At 51.9% G+C, this 15924-nt stretch carries 18 protein-coding genes; 5 read left to right on the forward strand and 13 right to left on the reverse strand.

The annotated features are described in order from the left end of the window. Positions 1-20 precede the first annotated feature (20 nt). Positions 21-1031, forward strand: coding sequence for a glycosyltransferase family 9 protein (locus LH23_RS17200; protein WP_039293792.1), 1011 nt, complete (start codon positions 21-23; stop codon positions 1029-1031). 39 nt (positions 1032-1070) lie between these two features. Here LH23_RS17200 and LH23_RS17205 read toward each other — a convergent pair whose 3' ends face one another. From LH23_RS17205 to LH23_RS17220, 4 genes are all read right to left on the reverse strand, one after another. Next, positions 1071-1520, reverse strand: a complete 450-nt coding sequence (locus tag LH23_RS17205) for a hypothetical protein (protein WP_039293795.1) — start codon at positions 1518-1520, stop codon at positions 1071-1073. 457 nt (positions 1521-1977) lie between these two features. Further along, positions 1978-2349: a VOC family protein gene (locus LH23_RS17210; protein WP_039293798.1), complete on the reverse strand. Its 372-nt coding sequence runs from the start codon at positions 2347-2349 to the stop codon at positions 1978-1980. Between the two features lie 129 nt (positions 2350-2478). Further along, positions 2479-4032: a diguanylate cyclase DgcJ gene (gene dgcJ / locus LH23_RS17215; protein ID WP_081946121.1), complete on the reverse strand. Its 1554-nt coding sequence runs from the start codon at positions 4030-4032 to the stop codon at positions 2479-2481. 82 nt (positions 4033-4114) lie between these two features. After that, on the reverse strand, positions 4115-5044 hold the full coding sequence (locus LH23_RS17220; protein WP_039293800.1) for a LysR family transcriptional regulator: 930 nt from the start codon (positions 5042-5044) through the stop codon (positions 4115-4117). A 140-nt stretch (positions 5045-5184) separates the two neighbouring features. Between LH23_RS17220 and LH23_RS17225 the strand changes: the two genes are divergently transcribed. Both LH23_RS17225 and LH23_RS17230 read left to right on the forward strand, forming a co-directional pair. Next, positions 5185-6588 (forward strand): MFS transporter, encoded by a 1404-nt coding sequence (locus tag LH23_RS17225; RefSeq protein WP_039293803.1) that lies wholly within the window; start codon positions 5185-5187, stop codon positions 6586-6588. A gap of 56 nt (positions 6589-6644) precedes the next feature. Further along, complete coding sequence (locus tag LH23_RS17230; protein WP_039293805.1) at positions 6645-7115, forward strand: SRPBCC family protein; 471 nt, start codon at positions 6645-6647, stop codon at positions 7113-7115. A gap of 9 nt (positions 7116-7124) precedes the next feature. Here LH23_RS17230 and LH23_RS17235 read toward each other — a convergent pair whose 3' ends face one another. The 3 genes from LH23_RS17235 to LH23_RS17245 all read right to left on the reverse strand — a co-directional run bounded on the left by LH23_RS17235 (position 7125) and on the right by LH23_RS17245 (position 8713). Then, complete coding sequence (locus LH23_RS17235; RefSeq protein ID WP_039293808.1) at positions 7125-7517, reverse strand: VOC family protein; 393 nt, start codon at positions 7515-7517, stop codon at positions 7125-7127. Between the two features lie 78 nt (positions 7518-7595). After that, a complete protein-coding gene (locus tag LH23_RS17240) occupies positions 7596-8219 on the reverse strand; it encodes a hypothetical protein (RefSeq protein WP_039293810.1) in 624 nt (207 codons plus the stop codon). Positions 8220-8230: 11 nt separating this feature from the next. Continuing rightward, positions 8231-8713 carry a GNAT family N-acetyltransferase gene (locus LH23_RS17245; protein ID WP_039293811.1) on the reverse strand — a complete coding sequence of 161 codons (483 nt, stop codon included), beginning with the start codon at positions 8711-8713 and terminating at the stop codon, positions 8231-8233. Positions 8714-8811: 98 nt separating this feature from the next. Between LH23_RS17245 and dsbG the strand changes: the two genes are divergently transcribed. Further along, positions 8812-9576 (forward strand): thiol:disulfide interchange protein DsbG, encoded by a 765-nt coding sequence (dsbG, locus tag LH23_RS17250; RefSeq protein ID WP_052050305.1) that lies wholly within the window; start codon positions 8812-8814, stop codon positions 9574-9576. Positions 9577-9579: 3 nt separating this feature from the next. Here the strand turns inward: dsbG and LH23_RS17255 are convergent, their stop codons facing one another. The 5 genes from LH23_RS17255 to LH23_RS17275 all read right to left on the reverse strand — a co-directional run bounded on the left by LH23_RS17255 (position 9580) and on the right by LH23_RS17275 (position 14503). Next, positions 9580-10515 (reverse strand): zinc-dependent alcohol dehydrogenase family protein, encoded by a 936-nt coding sequence (locus LH23_RS17255; protein ID WP_039293814.1) that lies wholly within the window; start codon positions 10513-10515, stop codon positions 9580-9582. A 92-nt stretch (positions 10516-10607) separates the two neighbouring features. Beyond that, the gene (locus LH23_RS17260; protein ID WP_039293817.1) at positions 10608-11132 is read right to left on the reverse strand and encodes a GNAT family N-acetyltransferase; all 525 of its coding nucleotides are present in this window, start codon (positions 11130-11132) and stop codon (positions 10608-10610) included. A 194-nt stretch (positions 11133-11326) separates the two neighbouring features. Beyond that, positions 11327-11827 carry a GGDEF domain-containing protein gene (locus tag LH23_RS17265; RefSeq protein WP_052050308.1) on the reverse strand — a complete coding sequence of 167 codons (501 nt, stop codon included), beginning with the start codon at positions 11825-11827 and terminating at the stop codon, positions 11327-11329. A gap of 57 nt (positions 11828-11884) precedes the next feature. After that, a complete protein-coding gene (locus LH23_RS17270) occupies positions 11885-12937 on the reverse strand; it encodes a diguanylate cyclase (protein WP_197062491.1) in 1053 nt (350 codons plus the stop codon). 84 nt (positions 12938-13021) lie between these two features. After that, a complete protein-coding gene (locus LH23_RS17275) occupies positions 13022-14503 on the reverse strand; it encodes a GGDEF domain-containing protein (protein ID WP_081946123.1) in 1482 nt (493 codons plus the stop codon). Positions 14504-14819: 316 nt separating this feature from the next. Between LH23_RS17275 and LH23_RS24370 the strand changes: the two genes are divergently transcribed. Continuing rightward, the gene (locus LH23_RS24370; RefSeq protein ID WP_254902675.1) at positions 14820-14942 is read left to right on the forward strand and encodes a hypothetical protein; all 123 of its coding nucleotides are present in this window, start codon (positions 14820-14822) and stop codon (positions 14940-14942) included. Positions 14943-14951: 9 nt separating this feature from the next. Here LH23_RS24370 and glsB read toward each other — a convergent pair whose 3' ends face one another. Then, entirely contained in the window at positions 14952-15878 is a 927-nt protein-coding gene (gene glsB, locus LH23_RS17280) for a glutaminase B (protein WP_081946124.1), read from the reverse strand. Positions 15879-15924: the final 46 nt, after the last annotated feature.

Genomic DNA, 15924 nt, shown 5'->3' on the forward strand with positions numbered 1-15924 from the left:
TGTTGCGTCTCAGGAACCCCATGACACCTACGCTTCAAACTTTTGTCGGTAGTTTGCTTCAGGATAATAAAACACTCGTCGCCTCTTACGATCTTGAGTCCCTGTCGCCCGACCTGAAAAATACTCTTCAGCTACAAACTTTGCGCCAGCCTGGCATTTATAACTATGCCCTATCTCCCTTTTCTCTCGACTATCGCAGCGTTCAGCGACTCTGCGTTATCAACGGGATGGGCGTCACGCTGGGGGATTCACTGATTGGTATTTCGGCGCTGCACGCAATCAAAACCATTAACCCTAAACTTCACCTGACGGTACTGCGTCCTCATACCTGCCAGGCTTATGTGGAAGAGATTTATCGACTCGCGGGTAATGTAATCGATGAGCTGCATTTTATGCCTCAGGAACTGGCTTCACTGGCGGGATATGATGCGCTGATTGACGCCGGGAACCAGCTCTTCCGGGAGGATTTCGCCACTCTGGAAATGCACGATTTTTTCCTGCGCCACCTTGGCATTGCCCCTGAGTCCGTATCCGAAGAGATAAAAACAAACCGCTGGCTTCGTGACGGCATGTCAGAGCAAATTTCCCCGTTGGAAGGTCGTTACGTACTGTTCAATCACCGCGCCAGCACTCCGCTTCGCGACATCCCAGCCGCTGTGCTCGTTGAATTTGTAGAACAGATCTATCAGCAGCACGACGTGCCCGTTGCAGGATTTGGCAAAATAGATCACCCGCAGTTTATCGATCTTTCTTCACGCTCAAGAAATACCGCAGACTTTATCGGCATTATTCGCCACGCCAGTAAAGTCTATACCTGTGATTCCTCGGCTTTACATATTGCCGCGGCCTTTGAGATACCTACAACGGCCTATTTTAACGCCATCAAACCGTCGTTGCGGGCGGCTTATTACCCCCAGTGTGGAAGCGTTGACCTGGGCACTGAGCGTTCCAAACTGCTACATCAAAGTGAAGATAGCGCGTTGTTAAAAGAGATAGAGGATAATTATTGGCGTTACCTTGCCGCTTTATAACGTCCAAAAGCTGGCCGTCATATTACGGCCAGCCCCAGGCTATTTATTGATGCCAATAACGAGCACGGTTGATTTCTTACATTGATTATCCTGGCAAATACCGGAGAACCAAATCTGCCCTTTACCGATGGCCAGCCCCTGATAATTCGCAAAAAGATCCTGATATGTCTGAGTCTTTACTACCGCAACCAAATCCGGCGTAAAAATAGCCTCATAGTTTTTAATGAACTGCTGCGACGTTTTGATCTGCACTTTTTTCCCCGCCAGCGTGACCTTTATTGGGTATGAAACCAGTTTTGCTACCTCAGCTTTATTCTGCGCCACGACCTGCGTTTTGAAGATATCGAAAAAAGCATGATAGTTCTGATGAGAGCTGAATAACTGATCCAGATTTGCATCCATCTCCTGCTCGGTGGCCGCGAACGACGAACCGGACAAGACAATTGTCGACACCAGCAACAGTCTGGCGAGTAGCGATGTAAACTTCATAAAATATACCCCTTGCCTTAAATATCATTGAATTATCGTATTTATATCGTTCTACATTCCCTGTCACACATACCCTTTGATGTACCGGGAATCCAACAGGCATTCCCTCGGCAGCATCATATATGATATAATTTTGACCAATCTATTGATTTTAAATACAAGTAAACAAAACGTATTAATATGAAACAACTTTTTCTGGCGCTCTGCCTTTTCACCCCCTTCAAAATGTCGATGGCATCGGTCAGTGGGACTTTTGATGTAAGAATGACGATTCTGCCAAAGCCACTGCCGCCAAAAGTGACTAAAATTAAACTTTCAGCAGATACGGTAATGATAATTAATGAATGGTAGTGTTTTCATTCATCTGGCAGTTTGTATGGCGACAATTCGCAGCCACTAAAAAGCCGCTGAGTGAATCCACCAGCGGCTTTTTGTTGTTGATTCAGGCTATCCGATCTTAACGTTCTATTCTTTGCCCAACGTCTATCCGGTTCCCGTCAGGATCGGCAAACACAAAGGCCCGCAGGCCATAATCTTTATCCTGAATCCCCTTAATGATCCTGGCCCCCGCCTGCTGGCAAAGCGCAAACAGCGCACTGGCGTCATCGACCAGAAGATGTGCCACCGGGAAATTCGCCGCCTTATGCTGCGGCTGCAGTGTCAAATGGAGTTCACTTCCCCCCTGTTTGACGATAACAAATCCAACCGGATCGCCATTTTGAAACGTCTGGCTAAACCCTAATCCGTCCACGTAAAATGCAATTGCCTGCTGCATATCTTTTACTGGCAACACTGCCGCAATACGGCCAAATCCCACAGTGAAATCCATTCTCAACCTCGTGATTGACTGAAATGTGGCCATCAATGCAGACGGTGCCGCAGCTGATGCATTTCATTTTGATGCCGGACGGTGCCAGGGTGAACTCATCATATCCGGGCGGTCAGCCTCACACAAAGCTTATCGGCTGGAGCCGTTTGCCCCATACTTATTACGCTTATGCTGATACAGCAGTTCATCTGCTTTCAATAACGCAGTTTCTAAGGTATCACCGGCCACCATCTGATAGCTCCCGTAAGAAAAAGCGACCATTTTCTGTTCGTCAATCGTCAGCAGGTAATCCTGAATACGTGCAATCACTTCGTTAGACTTGATCAGGCTGTAATCAATCAGGATCAGGCTAAACTCATCGCCACCAAGGCGAATGCCGTAATCGCTTTTACGAATAGATTGTGCCAACGCCTTGCCCAGATACTGAATAGCCCTGTCTCCCATGGCGTGACCAAGCGTATCGTTAATTCTCTTCAAACCGTCGCTATCAATAGAAATAACCGTAACCGCGATGTTGTTATTTAAGAGTCCCTGGATTTTCTGTTCCAGAGAGGATGTCAGTACCTTGCGGTTATATAACCCCGTCATCGCGTCGGTCATATTGTCGTGAGACAGCGACCGGTGGCGATTGAGCTGCTTGCTGGCATAGCGACAAAGCAGCCAGGTTCCACCTACATAGAGGGCAATTAGCCAGAAAATAGCAATCAGGAAGTAAATTCCGTCCAGTTGGACGTGCAGCGTATAGTAACCAGTGATGTTTTCCACGTAGGAAATGGGCGTAAACGATTTCAGCGCCGGATGATGGAAGCTAATTTTTGCGCCGGTGGCATTGTCGGTAACGTACAGGGATAAAAAATGCCATAACAGCGGCCTTTCTGCCGTATAGAAGGATGTCGCCAAATCGTCGATATTAATATCGGTAATAAACAACCCTTTTATTTCTTCGTGTTGAAATACCGGTGTAATCATACTGATAATGTTTTTATGGGTATAACCATCTTTATAAATATGGGAAACAATATTTTCGCCCTGACGCAGATCGGCTAACGCAGAATCGTCAATATTAATGGTCTTCGCGCTGCGATCGATATCTATACGACCATTTTCACTCACCAACCAGTTATTAAAGGTGTAATGATGGGTGTCGACAAGCTTATCAATGTAAATGTAGTTATTTTTCAGATCGATATAATAGCGGGTATTGTTGAACACATAGCCACTGTAGTTGGAGAAACTGTACTTAGACACAGCACGGGTGACGTTGTCTTGCACAACGAACAGCGCCGTCGTATCGCCCGCCCAGCTGGCGCAGGATGGATTGCGCGTTTGCAACGTCCCCTTCAACGCCATTAATTTTTGGCCGGCAAGATTTAAGCCATAAACACCATTTAATGATTCTGCATATTTACAAACATCAATTTTCGTATTCGCAACGCTTGTTATGCCTGATGGCGCAGAGGAAAAAGCGCGAGACAGACGGAAAGCCGCATTCTGGTTAATATACTCTTCATGAAACAACGCAGACTTGCCATTTTCTGCAATATACCCCATGTAACTTTTCAGATCCCGGTATTCTCGGAATACAAATCCGGCAAATATCAACGTCGTCAAAATAACGATAAATATAATGGTGTTGATGTATTTTAGCGGCGACAAGATGGTGTAATCCCTTGAAAATCCCACTTGTAAGGTAGGCCCGAGTATAGCATAGCGATAAGATGGCGTTGACCTGGCCGGTAGAATATTCCTGGTTGCAGTGTGCCAATTAAGGGACCAGGGTGCGACATACGCTCAAGACGAGCTTGCGTAACCAGCGGTGCGAGAGATCAGCCTCTGAGCGCGGATGCCACATCTGAGAAACGACAATCGGGCTCGTATTCACCGGCAGCTCAAACATTGCCAGCCTGGCGTTATCGCCCACCACCTCACGAACAGGTTGATTAAGCAGGAAAGAATGTGGGACCAGTGCAATCAGATCCGACCCCTGAGCCACCTTTAATGACGCCGGAAATCCCGGCACGACGGCGGCAATTTTTCGTGATAGCCCCCTTTTATCCAGCGCCTCATCTACGGGGCCGTGCGTGGAGCGGATACGACGGGAGGCGACCACGTGCCCATAGGCGAGATACTGCTCTACGGTTATCTCAGAGAACCCGGCCAGCGGATGTCCGGCTCGAACGACACCGACAAAGCGATCGCGAAACAGCGCCTGAAGCCGTATTTCCGGGCCCATTTCGCCCATGACGCCGATTTCAAGGTCTACCAGGCCTTCACGCAGATGACGCGGGCCTTTTTCAGGTTTTGAAGTAAAGCACAACTGAACACCCGGCGCTTCTGCCGCTGCGGCGGCGATAAGCGACGGCGCAAATGCCTCAATAAAGCCGTCATTGGCTCTGATAATAAATTCGCATGTCAGCGTGGAAAGGGACAACTCTGCTGTGGAGGGGCTCAGTAAGGCTCGAGCCTCAAGCGCAGCGTTTCTCGCACGGTCACGAATCGCTTCGGCATAGGGCGTGAGCACCATATGTCTTCCCGCCCTGACCAGCAGAGGATCGCCGGTTGCCGCCCGCAGACGACTCAGCGTACGGCTCATCGCCGAGGGACTGAGCCCCAGACGCCGGGCTGTGCCGGCCACGCTCCCTTCAGCAAGAAAGGTATCCAGCGCAAGCAGCAGATTCAGATCGGGTTCGTTCATTCTGGCATCCTGTAAAGAGATATGGCGTCTGGTGCAGCTATTTAGTGCATATCATGCGTCTTCCGCCTGTCTTTAAGTATCACTATATTTGCTGCACTGACAACCTGATACTGAATGCCGCGCTGCGGTAAGGAACCGTGATGGAATTATTTTCAACCCAGCCAGACGATGAAGGTTTACCCGGTCGCCAGCGCCTGATGGCAATGCTTGCCGTAATGACCACCGTGACGATGGCCGTATTCGATGGTTCGATGGTGAACATCGCGCTGCCGACTATCGCCAAAGCGCTCGGCGTGCCTGCGAGCGATGCCGTTTGGGTGGCAAATGGCTACCTGCTTGCCGCCGCCATGACGCTGGCGATCTTCGCCGCACTGGCGACCCGACTGGGCTTCAGGCAAATATTTGTTTTCGGGCTGGGCCTGTTTACCCTGGCCTCTGCGGGCTGCGCGCTATCCTCGTCACTTAATATGCTAGTGGTAATGCGGATCTTACAGGGAATCGGTGGCGCGGCGGTGCTGAGTATCTCTCCGGCAATTCTGCGTTCGGTATTCCCAAACCGCCTGCTCGGCAGGATCCTGGGGCTAAATGCCTTTCTCATCGCCACCAGCACGGCCATTGCTCCCTTGCTGGGCGGGACGCTGCTCTCCACGCTGGGTTGGGAATGGCTTTTTGCCGTTAATATACCGTTAGGCATTGTGGCGCTTGTACTGAGCCTGCGCGTTCTGCCGGGTGTTGCAGTCGCCAATCCTAAACCCTTCGATTATGCAGGATCGCTTATGTCTGCTTTGCTGTTGGGCTCGCTGATCATGGCCGCCGACAGCTTTACTAAAAGTGAAGACATGATGTCGGCATTGACGTACAGCGTTATTTCATTGCTTGCTGGCGCAGCCTTTGTCTGGCGTGAACGTCGCGCCGCACAGCCCGTGCTACCGCTGACCTTGTTCGCTTCATCACGGTTTTCGCTGGCTGCTATGACCTCGCTGGCTTCGTTCATCGGGCAAGGGATAACGTTTGTCGCTCTGCCGTTTTTATTCCAGAACGTTTATGGCTACAGCGCATTCGCCTCCGCCCTGCTCTTTACGCCCTGGCCCGTGGGGATCATGCTCGCAGCGCCTCGTGCCGGTCGGCTTGCCGACAAGCATTCACCAGCGCTTATCGCCACCACAGGTTTAGGCGTGTTTACGGTTGGACTGGTGCTTTTAGCCCTGTTGCCGGCTCACGCACAGGCATGGGATATCGGTTTACGTAGCCTGGTGTGTGGCATTGGCTTCGGTATTTTCCAGAGCCCCAACAACCGGGAAATGATGGCTAACGCCACGCGGGAAAACAGCGGTTATGCCTCTGGCATACTGGCCATTATGCGGACTTTCGGCCAATGCCTGGGCGCGGCGATCGTAGGTATTATTCTGGCCATTTACGGCAACGCAATATGGCAGGAGCCGCAGGCGATTCGCCTCAGCCTTTGGGTTGCTGCAGGTGCAACGCTGCTAGCTATAAGCTTAAGTGGCCTGCGTACCAGGCAACCAAAACAGCAAAATATTTAGCTGAGAAAATGATCTTCAGCCAGGCTATAGAGGTCAATATCCCTCGAGGAAACACCATGAATCTGGATGCGAAAACCGACTTAACTCTGGAAAGAGTGATCGACACGCCCCGACAGCTTGTCTGGGAGTGCTGGACCCAACCACAGCATCTAAAACAGTTTTTTGTCCCCCGCCCCCATAGCGTATCGGCCTGTGAGATAGATCTTCGGGTTGGGGGGCGGTTCAATACCGTTTTTAACGTTGATGGCCACGAGATGCGCAATAATGGCGTCTGGCTGGATATCGTGGACGGGCACAAGCTGGTCTTTACCGACGCCTACACCGAGGGCTGGAAGCCCGCAGAAAATCCGTTTATGACCGCTATCCTGTTGCTTGAAGACGCAGACAACGGGAAAACTCGCTACACGGCCATCGCTCGCCACCGCACGCCAGAGGCCCGGCAAGCCCATGAAGAAATGGGTTTCTTCACCGGCTGGAATATCGTAGTCGATCAGTTGGTTGAGTATGCACAAGGCATGAAGCGTTAACGCTGCAGCTTAGAGTGACCAGTCGCTATTTTGCAAAACAACCCTATAACCATCGGGATCGATAAAAGTAGCGCCCTTTACGTCCCAATAAGGGTTGAACGCAGACAGCCGGGTAAAACCGGCTGCCACCATTCTGGCGCAGGAGATTTCCCATTCGATACGCTCGGGCACATAAAGCACCAGTAAGTCATCTTCAGTCGGTCGTGGGGTAATGAGATGATGCTGGCAGACCGTAAATTCCAGATGCCAGCTCAGCGACGGGCGTCCCAGCATCACACCGCTGAAACCGTCATGATCGCTAAATTGCGCTATTTGCTGAAGACCGAGTCCCGCGCAGTACAGATCCCGGCTTCTTTCAAGACTGCTCACCGGACGGGCAATACGCATATGGCTGAAGTTCATCATTTTTTCCTGTTCTGATGTCCACTCAACCTTAATGTTATTCTTTTCTCGTCATTTTCCTCAGAGTGCGATTACAGGCTACAAACTGTAGGCAGGTATTGGGCGGAGCGTCCCCGTCAGGCTGTCGAAAACCGTACGTTCCGCCGTGACAATCGTCATACCGGATTGCCTCAGCACTGAGATATCCGCGGCGATGCGCTGCAGCCCAAACCAAAACAAGCCGTCGAGGGCGTTGACCTGAAGCCCGCCTTCGAGGGCAATTTTCAGCCGCTCTCTCGGGCTTCTGACCTGCAGCGCGATCTGCTGATAGGCCGTCGCTGGCGTGCCGCCTGGATCGATTCTGCGTATGCGATTCGAAAAACGATAGCGGAAGGCATCCGGCACGGCGCTGAGATCCTCTTTTATGCTGTAGACTTCCCCGCGCTTATTGTCGTTGATAACCACGCTCTTCTGGTTAAGCTGCAGCTCAGCGCGTAGTTTGTCGATCAGCTGCGGCGCCCGCAGAAGCAGTAGCCGAAAAGGCAGTTCAAAGCTGGTCACGTAGTCCACGTTCAGCAACGCCAGGCGCAGACGCTGCTCAGCATCCTGAGGCTCTCTCTGGAATTCCTCCTGGACCTCCTCCCATTGTCGGCTTATGCGAGGCGACGCTTCTGTTTCGGTGAAGCTGTACTTTTCAATCTGGTAATCAATGCGGTCGTTCATGCAGGCACCTTTCACATGTCAGGATCCAGCTCGCAAACCATCTCGTAACAGCGCAGCAATGTGCCGCTGCGCGACATGGGATAGAGTCCCTCTTTCACCACGCGAAATCCCTGCTTCAGGTAAAAGTCGCGGGCGTTCGGCGTGGAAGACAGCGTCAGCCTGCTCATCCCCCTTGATCTTGCTTCCTGCTTGATGGCCTGAAGGATCTGTTTGGCCAGCCCCCGACCCGTCCAGGCCGGCAGGGTAAAAATGGCCTCAACCGAACCATTTTTCAAATCCAAAAAACCCGTGGCCACCGGCTCGCCGTTTTCATTATCCGCGACAAAAAAAGGATTATTCACGATTTCGTTTCGGTAACCCTCGGGCATCTCATCGGGTGTCCATGCAGCCAGCACATCTTCAGGATAAGTATCCCGACAGCCAAAACGAATCGCCTCGTTTCTTATTGTCCACAGCGCCTGAGCTTCATTAAGCGTTGCTCGTCTAACCATCATGAAATGCTCCGTTACTTTAAGGAAAGTATGTCTGATGACTTAACGCAAAAAGGAATGTTAACCTTTGACAAAAATAACATTTAATTAAGGACCACTCGATGAAAAAAACATCTGCCCTGTCCGTTTCGCTGGCCCTGCTTTTTAACGCTTCGGCCTTTGCCGCTGACGCTAAACTGCCTGAGCCAATAGCCGCCCTGGAAAAGCAAGGCTTCGAACTGAAAGGGGAATTTAAAGCCCCGGGCGATCTGCAGGGTTACGCCATGCAATATCAGGGACAAGGCACAACCGTTTACCTGACGCCGGATAAACAGCACGCCATTATGGGCAACCTGGTCGATGCCGAGGGGAAAAACCTGAGCGATGCGGAAGTAGAGAAGTTTGTCTATGCACCGATGGCCAAAGCCATGTGGCAAAACCTTGAAAAACATCGCTGGGTAGCCGCCGGGAGCGAAAAAGCGCCGCGCATTGTCTACGTGTTTGCCGACCCGTACTGCCCGTATTGCACCCAGTTCTGGGAACAGGCTCAGCCCTGGCTGAAGTCAGGTAAAGTTCAGCTCCGCGTGCTGCTCGTCGGGATGCTACGTCCGGACAGCGGCCAAAAAGCGGCGGCAATTCTGATGTCGAAAGATCCGGCCAAAACCCTCGCCGACTATGAGAACAGCAAAGGGAAGCTGGCGCTGCAAAAACCAGAGAAAATAGATCCGGTTATCGGCGAAGCGTTGAAGGATAACCTGACGCTGATGGACGATCTCGGCGGCAATGCCACGCCGTCAATTTATTATCTTAACGCCGAAGGCCGCCTGCAGCAGCATCAGGGCATGCCGGATGCCGAAACGCTGAATACCATCATGGGCGATAAATAACGTTTATAGCCTCAGCAGCGGTTTGCGCTGGCGGCCCGGTTCACGGAACAGCTCCAGCGCCTGTCGCCACTCCTCCAGGGCGTACACCGCCACATCGGGCTGCTGCGTTTTTAGCAGCAGTTCCCAGAGCGATTCAAACCAACCCTGCCACTCTTCAACGGGCGTGACAGCCAGCGTATCGCGCAGATGAAATCGCTGTGCGGTGATGTATTTCCCGCGAGGAGAAAACGCTTTCCCACTCAGTAAACCGTAAGAAATCAACGCCCCATTCGGATTGAGGTGATCGAGCATCAATGTGGCTAACTCACCGCCGACGGCGTCATACACCACGTCAACACGGCCAGCGGCCTCGGCAATACCGCGGCCATCATCCATATTAAGCGGGATAACACCTGACTTGAGCAGTGCCGGTAGATGCTGCGCCGAGCGATAAACGCCATAAACCTCCGTAGCGCCTTGCCTTTTGGCCCACTGCGCCAGTAAACCAGCACACGTTGACCCCGCCGCTGTAACCAGTACGCTTTTTCCCGCCACAGGCCACTTTTTCAGCATCAGCCAGGCGGCCAGGGGATTGATATAACCACGCGCCGCAAGATCATCGGGAACGTTGTCCGGCACGACCACCGCCCATTGTACCGGGCAGTCAACCCATCGCTGCCAGGTGCCTTCCCCGCGCAGAGGCAGCACACGCTTGCCAATCCACGCAGGATGATCCGCCTGCTCTACGATACCAACACCTTCGTACCCGGCAATGCGAGGCGGAAAGACCCGATGGCGGTAAGCCCCGGTAATCGGAATAAGATCGGAAGGATTAAGAGGCGCATAGTGCATTCGCACCCGGAGCGTGCCGGAGATAAACGGCGCCAGCGGCGCTTGTTCGAGGGTTAAGACCTGTTCAGGTTCGCCAAACTGCCGGAACCAGAGGGCTGTGTTTTCCATACTGAATGCCTGCAACTGCCATATTGCAGGCACTATATCACGCCTGTGTCAGCATAAAACGCACCGTATAAGTGACCGTGTCACTTGTCATCTCATAAATTACGGTAGTAGAACGTCGTGGAGCATGGGCTGCCGTCCGGCATCAGCGCATAATGCGGAAGATCCCCCACGCGCAGCCAGCCCATACCCTGGTAGAATTTCTCCGCATCACTGCCGGTGGCGGTGTCCAGTACCAGAACTGATTTTCCCTGCGTGGTGGCAACGGCTTCCAGATAAGCCATCAGGCGCTGCGCAATACCTTTCCGCCGCGCCACGCGATGAACCAGAAGTTTAGCCACATCGGCCCGGTGAGGCTGATTTTCTGGCTGGCTGGTGATCAACTGCACGGTGCCGACAATACGCCCCAGCCCATCTTCCGCCACAATCATTGTGCGTTCGCCTCGTGCCACACTCTGCCCAACCTCATGCCAAAAAGCCGCCGCTTTTTCCGGCACTAACGGATGCAAAAAGCTGACCGAAGCGCCACCCGCCACACAATCAATCAGTACATCCGTTAATGATGCTGTGGCGTCGGCAAATTCACAGGCTTTGAGGGAACGAATGCGATACTCGGGCACAGAGACTCCTGAACAGTAGTTAAAAGTTATGTCGGGATATTACCGGAGGTAAGAATAGACCAGCTTACCCGGTAACGCCGAAACCAACTATTCAGGAAAGATATGGATAATCCGCCTGAGTTCAGGCCTTATCCGTCACCAAGAGAGAATATTAACAGCATTTCACCATAAGAAATTATGATTACGCCGGTTGGCTATAACCTCTCAAAACCTTTTGTTTGCCCTTCAGACCTTGAGGATTTTGCGCTTGCACCTTCAGCCAGGACATCCTCAAGGCCGGTATGCCGCGCAGGGTTGTACTCAATACAGTCCCAGTTGAATGCAAGCGTACGGGGATTGTCTACTTGCTGATTAAAATCGGTCACTTTGCCCTGCAGATGCTGCATGGCGATAAAGGCCCCTTCCTCATTTGTCGCGTTAAAAAGCAGAACAAACTTATCGTCGCTCTGCCTGGCGACCAGATCGGTTTCACGGAATGAAGTGCGCATCATTTCTGAGAAAATGACCAGGGCGCGGTCGACCTGTTCACGCCCAAAGCTGTCGTCAATTTGCGCCATTCCGTCAAGGTGGATAAACACCAGCGAAAGTGGCTCAGCCCGGCGGTTAGCGCCGCTTATAGCGTACTGCCCCAGAAACAAAAGGCCTTGACGGTTCAGTAGCCCCGTCAGCTCGTCGGTCATGGTGGGATCAAGCATCTCATCCTCCGGTGCAGACTCATCATAGGCTCTGCTTACAGTTTAGATGATCATTGCTCAGGCGGCGTAAATACGGTTTTTACCGGCTCGTTTGGCGTTGTACAGCGCATCATCCGCCGCTTTTAACCATTCGGCGGCATCCGGCATCTGTTTTGTCGCACAGGCAATCCCGATACTCAGGGTACAGAACGCATTCTTTTCAGGAAGGACTCGAACATTAATAGACTCCAGCAGGATCCGCTGGGCAATACCTTCCGCTTCTTCCAGCGAGGTATTTGGCATCAGGACCACAAACTCGTCCCCGCCCAGGCGCGCAGGCGTGTCGCTTGAACGAGTGACGATCCGCAGCACGTCAGACACCGCCATCAGAATGGCGTCCCCCACTTTATGCCCGAAACGGTCATTCACCTCTTTAAAATTATCTATGTCGATAAACATCAGCGCCGAACTACCGCAGGCAATGTGTAGCCGCGCCAGCTCATTGCTGATTTTACGCTCCAGCAGACGGCGATTGGCAATCCCCAACAAGGGATCCATCATGGCTATGTTTTCCAGCTCGCGGCTCTTTTCCCGCAGTTTCAGCGCGATAGAAGCCGTCAGCATACTGAGCGCGATAGTGTAAACCGCAATCAGCGGCAGCGTGGCGTACATTGTCCGGGCTGAAACTGCCGGAGTAAACGGCATCCCGTGGCTTATCCAGGTCAGCCCAAACGCAAGCACTATTGCCAGCATCGCCCGCTTCATCAACGGTTTTCCTCCGGCGGCCAGCCGGTCGGAAACCAGAATAGTGATAATCACCACCGACGGCAGCGCGCTGAGCGATATCATCGCAATCCAGAAGCCCCCGGCTGCCGCATCGATGACGAGGTTCTGTTTTTCACTGTTGACGGGTGATTTGGAAAAGCGAGCTTTTAACAGCGCAACGTGCGGCCAGACAAAGGCGTTAACGATTAACAGTGCTACAACCGGCACGGAGGACTGTTGCTCATTCAGCACCGACAAGAGCGGTAAGAAGCACAGAAACGTTCCCAACATACGCATGATATACATGCGATTAACGAAGCGAGAGCCGTGCGTTCTGGCATTTTTTTTCGGTTCTGATGGACTCATAAATATCTCAGACAGGCGAACCTGCCACGACAAACTGCACCGGCGTATTGCGCGATAATAAAGGATTCAAAGTGAACATGGCTATTAAGAATCGTCCATCTGCGATGCCGGAAACATTTCAGCATGAACGCTACTCGCGCTGGTCTTATTGCGCCCCTGTCGCTTCGATAAATACAAATACTTATCCGCCTCGGGAATCAGCTGATTAAAGGTTGCTTCCAGCGTATTGTTACCCAGCGCCGCCTCAGCCAGGCCAATACTGACGGTGATAAACAGCGATTGTTCTTCGTAATGAAAAGTACTGACTTCAATCGTTTTGCGGATCTGCTCGGCAATCTCAACACCCTGCTTGTTATCCCGAACCCGGCAAACCACTACAAACTCTTCTCCACCAATACGTGCCACCATTCCGCGATCACCGACCGTATTCAATACTCTGCTGGCGAAAGAGGCCAGCACGGTATCCCCGCATTCGTGGCCCCAACTGTCATTGATCCGTTTGAAAAAATCGATATCCAGCAGCATGACGCAAAGCAGCGGTTCTTGCGGGACTGGCTGATATCGCCCGCTGCGCTTGAGCGCTTCAAACAGACCGGAACGGGAATAAACGCCCGTCAGGTAATCATAATCCGCCCGCAGCGAAGTCTGCTTAATCAGCTGGTTAATGGCATCCACGCTGATGGAAACAATCAGCGGGCAAATAGCAATGGTGGCAATGCCCAGGCGCGCGGAGAACATTTGATCGACCAACAGCAGTGGCTGTTCGGAATGGAGATTAATTGCCGCATGGGCCACCAGCACAATTTCCACCCCGCCGGTAATCAGCGTTAGCAGCGCGGTAACTGGCAGAGGATAACGAATGGCGCACCAGATCAACGCCGGGAGCGGAAACGCCAGGCTGCCCGCTCCGCCGATAATCATCGCCGTGCAAACGGCAATCACCACGGAAAAAAACGGATACATGTCTGACGGCGCGATACCGGACAATTTACGCCAGGAGGGCCAGCTTGCGGTCAGTAAACAGGGCAGCATCAGCACACCGGTTGAAAACTGCTCGCTCACCCAGTCGGCATAAAGCGGCATAAACTTCTCATGGTAATCGCCGCTGATACCCAGCGATCCCACGGCGCCAAATAATGACGATAATATGGCGGCAATCAGCGAAAAGTTGAAAATATTAAAGGCATTTAGCGCCCAGTTACTCTCATCCATATTACGCGAATAACGCAACAATAAACGGGCGGCGGTGACAATAAAGACCATGTTTGAGAAGTTGATAATCGTCGACTGCCAGCCCCACTGGGTGGTAAAGGCGTCATAAATCAACATTGCCGAGTAGCAAATAAAATAATAAACGGCTTTATTCAGCCACGGGTTACGCACGAAAATAGCGGCCAGCACCGCATTCAGCGGCCAAAATAGCGAAAGATCGTTAACCAGGCGTAGCGAAGCGCCAAAGAAGTAAAACAGCGTGGTAAGCGCAAAAACACTGATCGCATTTAACAGCATTTTATCGGGGGAGAAGAATGAAAACTTAGGTCGATTAACCATGCTATCCTGGTTCATATCTATTCATCACCGCTGAAAATAAATAGCGCCATCAGGTGATTGCGAAAATAAGCATTAGCTTAGCATGTTTGCCCCGCTAACAACCCAGGGCATTGAGAGAAAGAAGAAAATTCACTCAACTCGCCAGCGTTCCGCATGAACTATTAGCCATAAGTTAAATTTTTGCCACCTTCTCCGCCGTCTTTTGTCAGCGGCAGGCTTTGTGGCTAAAAATTCAGACTTATTGCCGGGGAATAATTAGCAGCCTCAGGTTTAACCGATGTTTAACGTGACTGCCTTATAGTCCATAGACGTAGGATTTCCCGGAGCTGAAATGCGTAAAACACCCTGGGCGGAACGACTTATCATCACCGCCATAATGCTGGCCGTGCTGGCCACCGTTAGCCTTGTTGGCGTGCTATGGTTGCGCATACCTGGATTATTATTACTGCAATAACCGCATCGGTTAAAAAATAGAACGCCCGATGCGCTGAGAGAGAATTTCCAGCGCGGCCGTCCCGGCCAGTGAGTTACCGGACGCATCCAGCTCCGGGCACCACACGGCAATAGACATCTCATTTGGTACGTTGGCGATAATTCCGCCGCCCACCCCCGATTTCCCCGGTAACCCCACGCGATAGGCAAATTCCCCCGCGCCGTCATACATGCCGCTGGTGATCATCAACGCATTAATCTGCCGCGCGTGCTGAGCGGAGATCACCGGCTCATCAATGTGCAGAGCCCGCCCCTGATTGGCCAGAAATAAAAAAGTTTTGGCTAATTCCAGGCAACTCATTTCCAGCGAGCAGTAATGGAAATAGGTTTGCAGCACCGTAATCACATCGTTTTCAAAATTACCAAATGACTTCATCAGCCAGGCAATCGCGGCATTACGTGCCGAATGTTCAAATTCAGACCTCGCCACGCGCGTGTTGTACACTAAATCATCGGCGCCTGAGAGCGCACGGACGACTTCTAGCATGCGCTGTTTTGGCGCGCTAAGGCGGGTTTGCAGCATGTCGCACACCACCAGCGCCCCGGCATTAATAAACGGATTGCGGGGTTTGCCCTGCTCAAGCTCAAGCTGCAAAAGGGAGTTAAACGGCTGGCCGGACGGCTCTTTGCCAACGCGCTGCCAGATTTCATCCTCATCGTAGCGCCCCATCGCCAGCGTCAGGCTCAGCACTTTAGAGATCGACTGAATAGAAAAACGCTCTGCCGCATCCCCGGCGCTAAAGAATTCTCCGTCCACGGTACAAATTGCGATGCCGAGTTTATTGCCGGAAATCTCTTCCAGAGCCGGGATGTAATTCGCGACTTTCCCCTGGCCCAGCAAAGGGCGAACCTGGTCGAGGATCTCTTCCAGTAACTGATTGTTTAATTGAACCGGCACCGTGCGCTCCTGAGGCATAAGTTAAGCGGCAAAAGTATACCAGAGC

This window comes from Cedecea neteri, assembly GCF_000758305.1.
Classification (GTDB): Bacteria; Pseudomonadota; Gammaproteobacteria; order Enterobacterales; family Enterobacteriaceae; genus Cedecea; species Cedecea neteri_C.

What these genes read in the sequence shown, in the direction of transcription:
- LH23_RS17200 (WP_039293792.1), top strand. Translation starts at nt 21, where the DNA reads ATGACACCTACGCTTCAAACTTTTGTCGGTAGTTTGCTTCAGGATAAT.
- LH23_RS17205 (WP_039293795.1), bottom strand. Translation starts at nt 1,520, where the DNA reads ATGAAGTTTACATCGCTACTCGCCAGACTGTTGCTGGTGTCGACAATT.
- LH23_RS17210 (WP_039293798.1), bottom strand. Translation starts at nt 2,349, where the DNA reads ATGGATTTCACTGTGGGATTTGGCCGTATTGCGGCAGTGTTGCCAGTA.
- LH23_RS17220 (WP_039293800.1), bottom strand. Translation starts at nt 5,044, where the DNA reads ATGAACGAACCCGATCTGAATCTGCTGCTTGCGCTGGATACCTTTCTT.
- LH23_RS17225 (WP_039293803.1), top strand. Translation starts at nt 5,185, where the DNA reads ATGGAATTATTTTCAACCCAGCCAGACGATGAAGGTTTACCCGGTCGC.
- LH23_RS17230 (WP_039293805.1), top strand. Translation starts at nt 6,645, where the DNA reads ATGAATCTGGATGCGAAAACCGACTTAACTCTGGAAAGAGTGATCGAC.
- LH23_RS17235 (WP_039293808.1), bottom strand. Translation starts at nt 7,517, where the DNA reads ATGAACTTCAGCCATATGCGTATTGCCCGTCCGGTGAGCAGTCTTGAA.
- LH23_RS17240 (WP_039293810.1), bottom strand. Translation starts at nt 8,219, where the DNA reads ATGAACGACCGCATTGATTACCAGATTGAAAAGTACAGCTTCACCGAA.
- LH23_RS17245 (WP_039293811.1), bottom strand. Translation starts at nt 8,713, where the DNA reads ATGATGGTTAGACGAGCAACGCTTAATGAAGCTCAGGCGCTGTGGACA.
- dsbG (WP_052050305.1), top strand. Translation starts at nt 8,812, where the DNA reads ATGAAAAAAACATCTGCCCTGTCCGTTTCGCTGGCCCTGCTTTTTAAC.
- LH23_RS17255 (WP_039293814.1), bottom strand. Translation starts at nt 10,515, where the DNA reads ATGGAAAACACAGCCCTCTGGTTCCGGCAGTTTGGCGAACCTGAACAG.
- LH23_RS17265 (WP_052050308.1), bottom strand. Translation starts at nt 11,827, where the DNA reads ATGCTTGATCCCACCATGACCGACGAGCTGACGGGGCTACTGAACCGT.
- LH23_RS17270 (WP_197062491.1), bottom strand. Translation starts at nt 12,937, where the DNA reads ATGAGTCCATCAGAACCGAAAAAAAATGCCAGAACGCACGGCTCTCGC.
- LH23_RS17275 (WP_081946123.1), bottom strand. Translation starts at nt 14,503, where the DNA reads ATGAACCAGGATAGCATGGTTAATCGACCTAAGTTTTCATTCTTCTCC.
- LH23_RS24370 (WP_254902675.1), top strand. Translation starts at nt 14,820, where the DNA reads ATGCGTAAAACACCCTGGGCGGAACGACTTATCATCACCGCCATAATG.